Annotated in this window: 10 protein-coding genes; 5 read left to right on the top strand and 5 right to left on the bottom strand. The window is 70.6% G+C overall.

Annotated elements, in window-relative coordinates:
- Positions 1-78 precede the first annotated feature (78 nt).
- Together NE236_RS33875 and NE236_RS33870 are read left to right on the top strand one after the other, a co-directional pair.
- Entirely contained in the window at positions 79-1,236 is a 1,158-nt protein-coding gene (locus NE236_RS33875; RefSeq protein ID WP_252846313.1) for a glycoside hydrolase family 5 protein, read from the top strand.
- 583 nt (positions 1,237-1,819) lie between these two features.
- A complete protein-coding gene (locus tag NE236_RS33870; RefSeq protein ID WP_252846312.1) occupies positions 1,820-2,134 on the top strand; it encodes a hypothetical protein in 315 nt (104 codons plus the stop codon).
- Between the two features lie 131 nt (positions 2,135-2,265).
- On the opposite strand, the gene NE236_RS33865 is transcribed toward NE236_RS33870, so the two are convergent.
- The gene (locus NE236_RS33865; protein ID WP_252846311.1) at positions 2,266-3,138 is read right to left on the bottom strand and encodes an ADP-ribosylglycohydrolase family protein; all 873 of its coding nucleotides are present in this window, start codon (positions 3,136-3,138) and stop codon (positions 2,266-2,268) included.
- Between the two features lie 229 nt (positions 3,139-3,367).
- On the opposite strand from NE236_RS33865, the gene NE236_RS33860 reads away from it, so the two are divergent.
- Positions 3,368-4,894 carry a 4-hydroxyphenylacetate 3-hydroxylase family protein gene (locus NE236_RS33860; protein WP_252846310.1) on the top strand — a complete coding sequence of 509 codons (1,527 nt, stop codon included), beginning with the start codon at positions 3,368-3,370 and terminating at the stop codon, positions 4,892-4,894.
- Positions 4,895-5,041: 147 nt separating this feature from the next.
- On the top strand, positions 5,042-5,653 hold the full coding sequence (locus NE236_RS33855; protein WP_252846309.1) for a malonic semialdehyde reductase: 612 nt from the start codon (positions 5,042-5,044) through the stop codon (positions 5,651-5,653).
- Between the two features lie 30 nt (positions 5,654-5,683).
- Here the strand turns inward: NE236_RS33855 and NE236_RS44790 are convergent, their stop codons facing one another.
- From NE236_RS44790 to NE236_RS33835, 4 genes are read right to left on the bottom strand one after another with little or no spacing between them, the layout of a single operon-like run.
- Entirely contained in the window at positions 5,684-7,912 is a 2,229-nt protein-coding gene (locus tag NE236_RS44790; protein WP_252846308.1) for a helix-turn-helix transcriptional regulator, read from the bottom strand.
- 11 nt (positions 7,913-7,923) lie between these two features.
- Positions 7,924-8,424, bottom strand: coding sequence for a flavin reductase family protein (locus NE236_RS33845; protein WP_252846307.1), 501 nt, complete (start codon positions 8,422-8,424; stop codon positions 7,924-7,926).
- 42 nt (positions 8,425-8,466) lie between these two features.
- Positions 8,467-9,336 (bottom strand): dioxygenase family protein, encoded by an 870-nt coding sequence (locus tag NE236_RS33840; RefSeq protein ID WP_252846306.1) that lies wholly within the window; start codon positions 9,334-9,336, stop codon positions 8,467-8,469.
- 9 nt (positions 9,337-9,345) lie between these two features.
- Entirely contained in the window at positions 9,346-10,455 is a 1,110-nt protein-coding gene (locus tag NE236_RS33835) for a maleylacetate reductase (RefSeq protein ID WP_289851214.1), read from the bottom strand.
- 270 nt (positions 10,456-10,725) lie between these two features.
- On the opposite strand from NE236_RS33835, the gene NE236_RS44785 reads away from it, so the two are divergent.
- The gene (locus NE236_RS44785; RefSeq protein WP_308209187.1) at positions 10,726-13,563 is read left to right on the top strand and encodes an AAA family ATPase; all 2,838 of its coding nucleotides are present in this window, start codon (positions 10,726-10,728) and stop codon (positions 13,561-13,563) included.
- The last annotated feature ends 28 nt before the right edge of the window (positions 13,564-13,591 follow it).

Here is a 13,591-nt window from a genome sequence, read left to right as displayed (position 1 = left end):
CGGGGGACCACGCATCCGCGCGACGGCAACGGCACCACGCCTCCCCGCCCCGCGCCCGAACCGCCGGATGGAGTCTCGTTGACCTCACCGCTCAGCCGCATCCCCGCCGTCGTGACCACCATCGTCGCGCTGCTCGCCCTGGCCCTCGTGCCGATCGTCGGGCGGGCCGGCCCCGCGAGCGCCGCCGGCTCCGGCTACTGGCACACCAGCGGCCGGCAGCTGCTCGACTCCCAGAACCAGCCCGTCCGCATGACCGGCATCAACTGGTTCGGCGCCGAGACCAGCACGTACGCGCCGCACGGACTGTGGAGCCGCGGCTACAAGGACATGCTGGACCAGATCAAGGGCCTGAAGTACAACACGCTGCGGCTGCCGTACTCCAACCAGCTCTTCGACTCCGGATCCACGCCGAACAGCATCGACTACAACAAGAACCCCGACCTCGCAGGCCTGACCGGCCTGCAGATCGTCGACAAGATCATCGCCTACGCGGGGCAGATCGGGCTGAAGGTCGTGCTCGACCGGCACCGGCCCGACTCCGGCAGCCAGTCCGCGCTCTGGTACACCAGCGCGTACCCGGAGTCACGGTGGATCTCCGACTGGAAGATGCTCGCCCAGCGCTACGCGGGCAACAGCACCGTCATCGGCGCCGACCTGCACAACGAGCCGCACAGCCCGGCCTGCTGGGGCTGCGGCGACCAGACCACCGACTGGCGGCTCGCCGCCGAGCGCGCCGGCAACGCCGTCCTGTCGGTCAACCCCAACTGGCTGATCATCGTCGAGGGCGTCGACAGCTACAACGGCAACGGCTACTGGTGGGGCGGCAACCTCCAGGGCGCCGCCTCGGCCCCCGTGCGCCTGAACGTCGCGAACCGGCTCGTCTACTCCGCGCACGACTACGCGACCTCCGTCTACCCGCAGCCGTGGTTCTCCGACCCGAGCTTCCCGAACAACCTGGCCGGGATCTGGGACAGGAACTGGGGCTACCTGTACAAGAACAACGTCGCGCCCGTCCTCCTCGGGGAGTTCGGCACGACGCTCCAGGACCCGCGCGACCAGACCTGGCTCAAGACGCTGCTCGCCTACCTCGGCCAGGGCAGCGGCGGGATCAGCTTCACGTACTGGTGCTGGAACCCCAACTCCGGTGACACCGGCGGAATCCTGAACGACGACTGGACCACGGTCAACACGACGAAGCAGTCCTACCTCACCCCCTATCTCATCCCTCCGAGCTGACCGGAGGCCGGGGGCTCGCCTCCCGGGACGGGACAGCGCCCTCCCGGGAGGCGACCGACAGACGGGGCGCCGGGGTCGACCCAACGGTGGGAGCGCCGTGACCCCGGCGCCCTTCTGCCGTACCGGAAATTCCGCGGAAGGACGGCAACCTTCCGGCGCTCCCGGACGACGGAAGGGGTGGAACGCCGAGGTCGCCACGAACGGTGTGGGAGCGCCGGGTGACCTCGGCGTCTCTCTCACGACCCGTCCGCATGCACGTGGATCGCCAGGCCGGCGGCGCCAGGCGCCTCGCGGCCGGGCTTGAGCTTCTGGCCGCCTGGACCGCGCCGGCCGGAGACGAACGGCGCGCCGAGCGGCGGTTGTAGGGCGTCTCTGCCCCTGTCTTAGGAACGCTGGGGCTGTGGGCTCAGTGCGGAGCGCTGAGATTGGGGCTGCAGGCTCTGGCATCGGTTCTTTCCGACGCGAGAAAGTGATCAGCGGGTGCACTGGCCCGGCGTCGTATCCCGCAGCGCCGGTGGCCCGGGACCATCCCGCCGACGGAGGAGGGCTCGATGGAGGAGTCCTGCCTCGTGGAAGGAATCGGATGAAGAATCGCCGTATCACCCGCACGGCGCTCGCGAGTCTGGCGATGACGGCCGGACTGCTGGCCACCGTTTCTCCTGCCGCACACGCCGATCCCCATTGGCGCTGTGGCACGTCGACGGCCAACCTCGGCCATGGCAAGATCTCCATGCATTACCACAACTGCGATAAGTGGAAGATCGGAAAAGAGCCGGTCAACAACAAGACCCTGAAGATCGGTGGCAAGTGCCATTATGTGAAGCACGGGCAGACGATCGCCTGGATCATTAAGGCGAAGTCCACGAAGAACTGGACGACGTACACCTGCACCCCCTGAGGCCGAGAGGGCGTGGCCCGAACGGCGGTGCCGCGCGGGGCACCCGACGGCGGCGGGCGGCCTCCGCCGTCGTCGCGCCGCCCCGGGCGAGGAAGGCATGGGCCGCGCAGGGTGGTGGCGGCCATGGCGGTTCATCGACGCGCCTTGGACTCCGCGATCCAGCCGGGCAGGGGCTCGCGGGCCGCCAGCCAGGGTTCGGGGATGCCGCCGGCGCCGGTGTGGGCGGCGACGATGCCGCCGGTGATGGCCGCCGTCGTGTCGATGTCCCCGCCGACGGCCACGCAGGTGCGCACCGCCCGCTCGTAGTCGGTGAGATGGCGGGCGGCGACCCACAGGCAGAACGGCACGGTGTCGTGCGCGAGGACGCGCGAACCGTTGCCGAGTTCGTACGCCGCCTCCTCACGCGTCCGGTCGAGTAGACCGGCCGCTCTGCGGACGCCGTCGTGCACGGCGCCGGGCGGGGTGTGCGCGAGGACGGCGTCCATCAGCCCGTCCGCGTCACCGCGCGCGACATACGAGGCCGCGATCGCCACCGCGACGGCACCGGCGATGCCCTCCGGGTGCGCGTGCGTGACGACGGCGGAAGCGGCGGCCTCCAGTGCGACCCGTTCGAGGTCACCGGGGTAATAGGCGCCCAGTGGGGCGGCGCGCATGGCGGCCCCGTTGCCCATCGAACCGTGGCCGCCGAACTGCGCGGGGGAGACCGTCCGCCAGGACGCCCCGTCGCGGAGGGCGCGCAGCAGGACGACCGTGCCCGGTCCGTACCCGCGGTAGGGGTCGTAACGATCCGCGAACGCGGCGGCGAGGGCGTCGCGGTCCACCTCCCCGTGCCGCTGCAGGACATCGACGAGGTTGCAGGCCATCTCGGTGTCGTCCGTCCACGGCCAGGGAGCCGGCGGCACCGCCGTCTCGTCGAGGAGCAGCCGTCTGTTCTCGGCGGCGAAGAACTGGGCGCCGAACGCGTCACCGACGGAGAGCCCGGCAAGGGAGTCCAGAGCGGTCATCGCCCGCAACGGTACCGGACGTTGCCGCCGTCACGGTCTGCAGGCGACCGCTGTCACGGTCTGCGGGCGTTCCCGCCTCGGTGTCGTCCGTCCACGGCCACGGGCCGGGCGGGACGGCCGGCGACGGCGTTTCACCCCGGGTGATATCGCAGGCGACACGTCCGGTTCACCCTGTCGGAGGCGATCCTGACCTCGTCGTGTTCGGACGTACGGGAGGGAGGCGCACGGCATGCTGCGCACCGGCAAGGACTATCTGGAGTCGCTCAACGACGGTCGCAAGGTATGGGTGGGTGACGAGCTCGTCGACAACGTGGCGACGCACCCCAAGACCCGGGCCTACGCCCAGCGCATCGCGGAGTTCTATGACCTGCACCACCGTGCGGATCTGACGGACGTCATGACGTTCGTGGACGAGTCAGGCGAACGCCGCTCCATGACGTGGTTCCAGCACCGCACATTGGAGGACCTGCAGCGCAAGCGGCGCTACATGGAGACGGTGCTGCGCGAGCTCGGCGGCGGTTCGACCCCGCGGACTCCGGACGTCAACAACTACGTGCTGCTCACCTACGTCGACGACCCGGAGCCCTGGAGCACCCAGTCGGTCGGCACGGGCGGCCGGGACCTCACCAAGGGGATCCTGGACTTCTGGAACCTGGTGCGTGAGGGCGACCTCAACGCCACACCGGCCTTCGTCGACCCGCAGACGGATCGCTCCCGCGAGTCCGCGCAGGCCGAGTCCCCCGCTCTGCGGATCGTCGAGACGACAGACGAGGGCATCGTCGTCCGTGGTGTCAAGGCGATCGGGACCGGCACGGCCTTCGCCGACTGGATCCACATCGGTGTCTTCTACCGTCCCGGCATCCTGCCGGAGCAGGTCATCTTCGGCGCCGTAAAGCCCAACACGCCGGGGGTCACGCTGGTGACCCGCGAAAGCAACGTGCGGGACGGGCAGGACGTCGAACATCCGCTCGCCGCCAAGGGCGACGAGCTGGACAACATCATCATCTTCGAGGACGTGTTCATCCCATGGGAGCGGGTGTTCCACGTCGGGAACCCCGAACACACCTCGCTCTACCCGCAGCGCGTGTTCGACTGGCTGCACTATCAGGCGCTGGTTCGCCAGATGGTCCGCGCGGAGCTCATGCTGGGCGTCGCGCTGCTGATCACCGAGCACATCGGCACCTACCGGCTGCCCCCGGTTCAGACCCGGCTGGCCCAATTCGTCGGCTTCCACCAGACCCTGAAGGCGCACGTGATCGCCTCGGAGGTCGAGGGCTTCACGACGCCGGGCGGCCTGTACAAGCCGAACGTACTGACGTTCGACTTCGGTCGCGCGTACTACCTGGAGAACGTCGCCCAGCTGGTGCACGAGATCGTCGATCTCGCCGGCCGTGCATCGCTGATCTTCCCCACCGAGGGCCAGTGGCAGCGGCCCGAGCTGCGGCCATGGCTGGAGGCGCTGCAGACCGGGCCGGTCGGCAAGCCACACGACCGGCTGAAGATCAGCAGGGTGATCCGCGACCTGTTCCTGTCCGACTGGGGCAGCCGGATCAGCACATTCGAGAACTTCAACGGCACCCCATTGCTGGCCATCCGCACGCTCACCATGAAGCGCGCGGAGTTGTCGCCCGGTGGACCGATCGCCGACCTCGCCCGCAAGGTCTGCGGCATCGAGACGCACGACGCCGAAAACACCGGGTCCGCGTACTCGGCGCAGGCGGACTACGCCCGCCGCCAGGACGCGTCTAAAAGCTGAGTCCGTCGGACGACGCCGTCAGCGTCCCAAATCCTCCCCTCTAACGCTTTTCACCAGATGAGGGCGGTAGGGGGGAATCCTTCCGGCCACGGGCGACGCGTCCGCGCGTCACCGTGGCCACTACCGAATCCGACCGGAGGTTTCTCCATGCCCGCAGATGCCAACACCGAGATCCTGCTCGACGCTGAGGCTCAGGACCTGCTGTTCCGCAACGCCCGGACCGCGAACGCCTTCACCGACGAGCCGGTGACCGATGCCCAGATCCAGGCCATCTACGATCTGATCAAGTACGCCCCGACCTCGATGAACCAGCAGCCGCTGAGGATCGTGCTCGTCAGGTCCCAGGAGGCGCGTGAGCGTCTGGTCGGCCACCTCACGGACGGCAACAAGGAGAAGACCGCCAAGGCCCCTCTCACCGCCATCCTCGCCGCCGACTTCGAGTTCCACGAGAGCCTGCCGCGGGTCTACCCCCGCTTCCCGCAGGCCAAGGATCTACTCTTCAGCGAGCGTTCGGTGCGCGAGCAGTCCGCGGCGTTCAACGGCGCCATCCAGGTCGGCTACTTCATCCTCGGCGTACGGGCCGCCGGCCTCGCCGCCGGCCCGATGACGGGCTTCGACGCGGCTGGCTTGAGCAAGGAGTTCTTCCCCGAAGGCGACCACCGGGTGCTGGCCGTCGTCAACATCGGCAAGCCCGGTGAGAACGCCTGGTTCGCCCGCTCCCCGCGCCTGGACTACGAGGAGGTCGTGACCAGCGTCTGACGCGGCGGCCGGCGTCCGACACCAGAGGTGCTACAGGAGACCGCGCTCGCGTGCCTGGACGATCGCGCTGCTGCGGCTGTGCGCGTCGAGCTTTTGGAAGATGGCTCTGACCTGGGTCTTCACCGTGTTGTGGGAGACGTACAGCTCCGAGGCGATCTCCTTCAGGGTCAGCGGGCCGCACAGCGCACGCAGCACCCGCCGTTCTGTGGGCGACAGCTCCCGCACGGCCGGCGCGTCCACGTGGCCGGAGGCGGGTCGTGTCCGGGAGCAGCGCGTCTCCGCCCGGATGAGGAGGTCGCCCAAGACGCCGGGCGACTCACAGCGCGCCGCCGTGTCAACGGCGGCACGGACCGCCGCTCGCGCGGCATCGGCATCGCGGCGCGCGTCCTCGAGCATCGCCCGGGAGAGCTGGCACAAAGTCCGTGCGTGCGGCTCGCCGCCGGCCGCGGTGGTAGCCGCGAGGGCTTCCTCCGCACACATCAGGGAGTGCTCCGCCTCATCGAGGGCATCCGATCGGATCAGCAGCCGGCCGCGGCAGACATGGCCGAGCGCGGCCACGAAATGGCGGCTCAGCCCCTCCGCCTCGGCGATCCGCACGGCCTCCTCGCTCAGTTGCCGGGCATCCGCCTGGCGACCGTCGAGGGCGGCACAGACCGCGCGAGCGCCCAAGGCGCGGACCAGGACGAGCGTGTGCTCGGCGGCGTACGCGTCCCGGACCGCTTCGCTGAGCCGGTGGTCGGCTTCCTCGTAGGCTCCCTGCCACAGCAGAGCGGTACCGCAGGCGACTCGGGCGAGCGCCCGCCACATCGTGGGAAGCTCCCGTGCGTCGCGGGGGTCGCCGACATCGGGCAACCGGTCGGCGGCCTGGATGTCGCCCCTCAGGCACCCCGCCACGGCCCGCGCGACGGTGGCGGCGTCGATCACCGTCGTCGCCGGCCCGAACGCGTCGGCACCGCGTGCCGGGCCCTGCACGATGTCGAGCCGGCGCTGGGCCTCTTCCAGGTCTCCGCAGGAGAGCGCGGCCATGGCCGCCACCACGCAGAGGCGGGGGTCGCTCGAGACCGTGCGAGAGGGCAGGATGCGCAGCCACCGCGCGACGTCCGCCGCCCGCCCCGTGGCGACCGGTTCCTCCCATCGGTCCAGGACGGTCGTCGTCGCCGATGCGATGTCGCCGCCCAGGGCCGACTGAAGGATCGCCGACTCGGTCCGCCCCTGCCCGGCGTACCACCGGGCCGCCGTACGGTGCAGTTCCGCCGGACCGGCCGGCTGCTCGGCGGACAGGAACGTCGTCAGGACCGACCGCAGGGCGCCGTGGAGGCGGTACGTCTCCCTCCCGGCACCGACGGGCACCAGGAACTGCACCTTCCGTGCCAGTTCACGGAGCAGCAGGCCCGCGTGATCGTTCCCGGTGACGGCCTCGCACGCTCCGACGTCGAGGACGTCGAGGACGCTGGATCGAGCCAGGAAACGGCGCTGCTCGGCCGTCAGCGGGTCGAGTACCTCGGTCGTCAGGTAGTCCGCGACCACCCGTCCCGCCGGGGCGAGCAGCGGCAGAGCCTCGCCCCCCTGCCCGGCGAGCGTACGGCCGGTGAGGCACAGCCCTGCGGCCCAGCCCTCGGTGACCGCATGGAGTTCTTCCACCCGATCCGGGGGAAGCGACGCTCCCAGGCCGTCGGCGAGCAGCGCGGCGGCCTCCTCCCGGGAGAATCGCAGATCCATCTGGTCGAACTCGGCCACCGCCCCCTGCACGCGGAGAGCGGGAACCGGCGCGCCGGGCCGGTACCGCGTCGACAGCACGACGCGGAGGCCGGCCGGCAGCCGGACGAGAAAGTCGCCCAGGCTGCCGGCCGCCTCATCGTCCGTCACGTTCTCCGCACCGTCGAGGATGAGCGTGAGCGGCCTGTCGCCGGGGAGTGCGGCCAGCAGGGCGGGCAGCATCTCCTCGACCCATAGGTCCACGGTCCAGCCGTCGGTGCCCTCCGGCAGCCGCAGGTCCGGCCGGGCCTGCCGGAGGGCTCGCAGGATGCCGCCCCACAGACGGTCGGGCCTGTTGTCGTGCGCGTCGAGGCTGAGCCACGCGCAGTCGCCTCGCGCCAGGAGATCTCGCGACCAGTCGGCGAGCAGCGCGGTCTTGCCGTACCCGGCCGGTGCCGACAGGACGACCAGCGTTCCGGTCGCGGTGTCCAGCCGCCGAAGCAGACGCGGTCGGTGCACCAGCCGGTGGTGCGGCATGGGCGGTCGCAGCTTGAAATCGTGCACGACGGGCCGGTTCATCCTGCCGCGGCTCCGGGCAGCGCGTGGAACGCACCCGCGAAGAAGAGCAGCGGCCGGCCGTCCTGGATGTGCTCGAAGTGCCGGACGTCGCCGACGAAGATCGTGTGGTCACCCCCGGGCAGGACGTCGGACACGTCACAGACGAGGTACGCGATGGCGTCCCTGAGGACCGGCACCCCGTGGTCCTCTTGTATGTCGACTCCGGTGAACTTGTCCGGGCGGGAGGAGGCGAACTGCCGGGCGAGGTACTCGCCCTCCTCGCCGAGGATGTTGACGGCGAACCGGCCGTGCTCCTCGATGGCGGTGCGGGTGTACAGGTGGTTGCTGACGCAGACGAGGACCTGCAGCGGGTCCAGTGACAGGGACGCGACGGAGCTGACCGTGATCCCGATGGGGCGATCCGCGGTCCGCGTCGTGATCACGCTGACGCCGGTGGCGAGCTTGCCCATCGTGGAGCGGAAGGCGTTCGCCGGTTCAAGGACGGTGCTGTCAGACATCGAGACCTCCCTGGAGAGCCAGGTTCGGGGGTGAGGGAGCGTTCAGCGCCCGGTGGTGGGCTCGAGAACGAAGGTGTGCCGCAGCAGGGTGTAAGGGCCATCCGTCAGTTCGGAGTGGGGACCGGTGCCCGCCGCGTACTCGTCGTAGGCGGCCACCAGAGACTGCTTGACGCCGAAGACCGGGTCCGCGTCCAGGTAGAGGTCGTCCGACGGGAAGAGCATGGTCGTGACCCGCTCGAATCCGGGCGCGTCGATGAGGAAGTGGACGTGGGCGGGGCGCATCAGCGACCGTGCCGTCGCACGCATCAGCTCCCCGACCGTGCCGTCGCCCGGGATCGGATAGCTGGCGGGCCGGATGGAACGGAAGCTGAACGACCCCTGCTCATCGGTGCGAAAAGAGCCCCGCATCGCCGGATCCGCCTGTCCGGGGACGTCGACGTCGTAGTGTCCCTCAGCGTCGCTGTGCCATACGTCCACCAGCGTGCCGGCCACCGGCTCGCCCTCGTGGTCCACGACCCGGCCCTCGAAGATCAGCGGGATACCGGGCAGCTCATCGGAGATGTCCGCGCCGTCCGCGTGCTGCGGGCGATCCTCACGGAAGAAGGGCCCGAGGACGCTGTTCTCGGTGGCCGTGGCCCCACGCTGGTTGTTCACGGCATCGACCAGCATGGTCACGCCCAGCACATCGGAGAGCAGGATGAACTCCTGCCGCGTCGGCGTGCACAGCGCGCCCGTACGGGTCAGGAACTGTATCCCCTCGGCCCATTCACGCTCGGTGAGGCCGACCTCCCGGACGAAGGCGTGGGCGTGCCGGACGAGCGCCTCGATGACCTCCGCCAGCCGGGGGTCGACGGAGTCGCCAAGGGTGGAGACGACGGCCTGGGTGATCGTTTCCGCGTTCAAGTCACGCATCGTGGCTCCTTACGGTTCGATGTCGGAACGGGGGGCCTCTCCGGCCCACGCGCGGGAGAGGAGTCGCCGGGCCGCTTCGCGGTCCACGGGACGCGGATTCCAGTAGGCCTGCCGCACGACGAGGTCGGCCGCTTGGTCGATCCCCTCCTCCGGCATGCCGAGATCGCGCAGGGCACGGGGGGCGCCGAGCCGGTCGGCGAATTCGCGCAGGGCCGTCGCGGCGTCCGGCCCGCCCAGCACCCGGGTGATCGCCGCGGTCGCCTGCTCGGCGGCCGGCGCGTTGTAGGCGACGACGTGGGGCAGCAGCACCGCGTGGGTCTCCGCGTGCGGGAGGTCGAAGGCGCCGCCCAAGACGTGGCAGATCTTGTGGTGCAGCGCCATGCCGACCGTTCCGAGGCACATGCCGGCCAGCCACGCTCCGTACAGCGCCTCGGCTCTGACACGGGTGTCCCGCGGCCGGAGCGCGACCTCGGGGAGGGCCGAGCCGAGCGCGGAGATCGCCGTCTCGGCCAGCAGGGACGTGACCGGGTCACGGTCCTGCGCGTAGAGCGCCTCGACGGCGTGTGCCAGGGCGTTGAGGCCGCTGACCGCCGATATGGCCGGAGGCAGCGTGAGGGTGAGGTCGACGTCGTAGATCACGACGCGCGGCCGCACCTCCGGCAGGCGCCGGGTCGTCTTGCGGCCCTCGCTCGTCTCCCCCAGGATCGGGGTCATCTCCGAGCCGGCGTACGTCATGGGCAGCACCAGCTGGGGGAGGCCGGTACGCAGCGCGACGGCCTTGCCGAGACCGATGGTGGAGCCTCCGCCGACAGCGAGAACGCAGTCCGCCTCCAGTGCGCGGGCGAATGCCACCGCACGCTCCGTGGTCGCGACCGGGGTGTGCGGGACCGCCTCGGTGAAGGCGCCGACGGCGAGGTCACCGAGCAGATCGCTCAGCTCGGATGCCCGCGCTGTCTTCCCGGGAGTGCTCAGGACCAGCACCCGGCCGCATCCGAGGGCTGCCATCTCCTCAGGAATGCGCTCGCGGGTACCGCTGCCGAAGACCACTCTCGCCGGAAAACCCGGATGGACGAATGTGTCCACCGGAGTTTCCCGATTAGAAGAGATATCGGGTTGCATGAATTCGAGTGTGCGCAGCCCTCGAAGTGAGGTCAAGGGAAATGGGGTAAAATTAGACGGAGAGGGCCGGAATTAGCGCATTCAGGTGACTCGGCGGCCATCGGGTATGGGGCGCGACTCCTGTCTCAGGAACGTGTCGCACGATCGAGTGATGGCGGTGCGGAGCCGTGGAGCAAGGTCTCGGTCCACATCACTCATCTGTGCGTTGTTCCCGGCGCGGGGCGCGCTGTAGACGTGGAGTGAGGGAGCGTACCCGAACGGAGGCGCCCGGTGCCCGACCAGCCACTACGGGGCAGAGACGCGGAGCTTCGCCGGATGCGAGAGCTGCTGGACGGCGCCGCCGGCGGCCACTCGGCTGTCCTGTACATCGAGGGCGCCGCCGGGCTGGGAAAGACGCGGCTGTTGGCCGAGGCCGCGACTCTCGCCAAGGGCTCGGGTTTCGACGTGGTCGCCGTGCGCGTCGACGAGTCGAACCGCTATCCGCCGCTGGCGCCGCTGCTCTCCGCCCTCCCCGAGGCCGAGTCCCTGGAGGGACGGGAAGCGGAGGCCCACGGGCGTACGCGAGGGGCGGTCCGGCGCCATCAGCTACTGGACCGGCTTGCCGAAGTGCTCGAGAGGCGGGCGGAGCGTGCCCCGGTGGCCGTGCTGGTCGACGATGTCCACTGGGCCGATCCGGCGACACTGCTCACCCTGCGCGTCCTGCCGAACCGCCTGGCCGGCTCCCCGATCGTCTGGCTGATGGCCGGCGAGCCGGTCCCGGACTCGGCCGTCATGCGACTGGTGGAACAGTCGGAGCCGGGGGTGCTCCGGCTGGCCCCGCTGCCCGCGGAGGCGGCGGCGGAATTGGCGGCCGACCTGCTGGGCGCGCCACCGGATTCCAATTTTTCGGAATTTCTGGCCGCCGCCGGAGGAAATCCCTTCCTCATTACCGAATTGCTTCGAGAGGCCATCGGGGAAGGCTCCTGGACGGTGACGGACGGCCGTGCGCGGCTGTCCCGGTCCGGCCTCGCCGCGGATTTCTCCGCCAGGATCGCCCAGCGGCTGGAGGCGATGCCCGAGGACATGGCGGACCTGCTGCGGGTCGCCTCGGTCCTTGGCAGGGAGTTCGATCTCCTCCATGTCGCCCGCCTGCTCGGTCACAGCGTTGGTCAGTTGGTGCGGCCCATGAGACGGCTGCTGCGTGAGGAGCTGCTCGTCGAGTCGGGGCCCTGGCTCGCGTTCCGTCACGACCTCTTCCGCCAGGCCGTGCGGGCCGACCTGCCGACTCCGCTCGCCCGGGCGCTGCACCGGGAGGCCGCCGACACCCTCCTGGCACTCGGCAGGCGGCCCGCCGAGGTGGTACGGCACCTGCTGACGGGAGCCCTGCCCGGAGACATCAAGGCCGCGGCCACCCTGCGTGCGGCAGCGCGAGAGATCGCCGACTTCTTGCCGGACACGGCGGCCGATCTGGCACTGTCCGCCCTCGAGCTGACGCCTCCGGAGGATCCCGAACGGGTCGAGGCGCTCACAGACACCGTGCGGCTGCTCGGTGCGACCCGCCGACTCGGTGAAACACTGGCCTTGGCCACCGAGGCGTTGAGCCTGCCGATGACGCCCGCGGCCGAGGCGTCACTGCGGCTGACCACTGCCGAGATGCGCATGGCAGGGGGGCGGTACCCGGAGGCTCTGGAACAGTTGGACACCGCCCTCACCCTTCCCGACCTGCCGCCCGCGCTCCGGCTCACCCTGCTCAAGGCTAAGGGGACCACCCACGCCAACCTCGGGGAGGTCGAGATCGCCGAAGCGATCGGCCTCGACCTCGTCGACGCCGCCTACCATGATCCGGATCCGGCGGTCGTCGCCAGCGCCATGCTCTTCCAGTCCCACATCGCGTTCCTGCGCGGCCGGCTGGCCAGGGCCGCCGAACTGGCCGGGGCGGCCGTGCGCCGTGCGGAGGAGACCCCCGCGGGCATCCGGCTGCGACCGCTACGCCCGCCTGAGCTGTGGCTCGCGACCGTGCTGACCTCGACGGAACGCCTGGAGGAGGCGGATCGCTTGTTGCGTGAGGGACGCACGCAGGCGGAGGCGTCGGGTGACGTGTGGTCGCTCCCTGCCTGGCACACGCGAGGCGCCTGTCTGCTCCTGGAGCGCGGTGAGCTCGGAGACGCCGAAGCCGAGGCCGAGTCGGCGCTCGCGGTGGGCGAGGAACTCGACATCGGGACCCCCGATGACGCCGCGCTCGCGGTGCTGGCGCTCGTGGCGATCCGGCGGGGCGACCTGTCCGCGGCCGCCCGTCACCTGGCCTCCGCGGACCAGGATCGTCAAGCAGGACATCCGCCGCCCGGTTCGTGGACGGCGTGCGCACAGGTCCTCCTTCTCGACGCACAGGGTGATCCCGGCGCCGGCGTCGCCGCGGGCGGCCACCTGTACGAGGCCGGCGCCACGGCGGACCTGCTCGCGCTGCCGCCTGGTCTGTGGCCGCTGCTGGCCGCCGTCGCGCTGCGCGCGAACGCCCGTCCGCAGGCTGAAGCCCTCGCGGCGACACTGGGACGGCTCCCCGAGCGGGATCTGTTCGACCGGGCCGTCTTCGCGTCGGCCACGCACGTCCGCGGGTTGCTCCACGCAGACGAGGCCGCCCTGGAGCAGGCCGCCGACGGGCACCGGCAGGCGCTGCGGCCGCTCGCGGCCGCAGCCGCGGAGGAGGACTTGGCTCGGCTGACCGGCGCCGCGGACCGGCCGCACGACGCGGCCCGGTGGCTGCGGCAGGCGATGAGCCTGGCCCTGTCCTGCGGAGCCGTGGGGGACGCGGAACGCCTGCAGCGACGCCTGGAAAAGGTCGACCGCCGATCCGGACCGCCCGACCGCGTGGTGGCGCCGAAGCGAGGATGGGAGAGCCTGACCGAGTCCGAGCTACGTGTCGTGCGTCTCGTGACCGAGGGGCTGTCGAACCGGGCCGTCGCCGACCGCCTCTTTCTCTCCCCGCACACGGTCAACTCGCACCTTCGGCACGTCTTCGCGAAACTGGGCGTCAGCACAAGGGTCGAGGTGACGCGCATCGCCGCGACGCACGTACTCCCGCCGGACTCGTCCCTGGCCGACGAGGGAGGGCGGCCCGCTCCGTCCACATGATCCGGCCAGTCGCCGTGCGGCCTGTTTC

It is taken from the genome of Actinoallomurus purpureus (assembly GCF_024055795.1).
In the GTDB taxonomy this organism is placed as follows: domain Bacteria; phylum Actinomycetota; class Actinomycetes; order Streptosporangiales; family Streptosporangiaceae; genus Actinoallomurus; species Actinoallomurus purpureus.
The sequence above is the reverse complement of the archived record's forward strand: the minus strand, read 5'-3'. Positions and strand labels throughout refer to the sequence as shown.

Excerpts from the sequence above, each read along its gene's own strand:
- NE236_RS33860 (WP_252846310.1), top strand. The coding sequence starts at position 3,368 with ATGCTGCGCACCGGCAAGGACTATCTGGAGTCGCTCAACGACGGTCGC.
- NE236_RS33835 (WP_289851214.1), bottom strand. The coding sequence starts at position 10,455 with ATGCAACCCGATATCTCTTCTAATCGGGAAACTCCGGTGGACACATTC.
- NE236_RS33840 (WP_252846306.1), bottom strand. The coding sequence starts at position 9,336 with ATGCGTGACTTGAACGCGGAAACGATCACCCAGGCCGTCGTCTCCACC.
- NE236_RS33865 (WP_252846311.1), bottom strand. The coding sequence starts at position 3,138 with ATGACCGCTCTGGACTCCCTTGCCGGGCTCTCCGTCGGTGACGCGTTC.
- NE236_RS33845 (WP_252846307.1), bottom strand. The coding sequence starts at position 8,424 with ATGTCTGACAGCACCGTCCTTGAACCGGCGAACGCCTTCCGCTCCACG.
- NE236_RS33855 (WP_252846309.1), top strand. The coding sequence starts at position 5,042 with ATGCCCGCAGATGCCAACACCGAGATCCTGCTCGACGCTGAGGCTCAG.
- NE236_RS33870 (WP_252846312.1), top strand. The coding sequence starts at position 1,820 with ATGAAGAATCGCCGTATCACCCGCACGGCGCTCGCGAGTCTGGCGATG.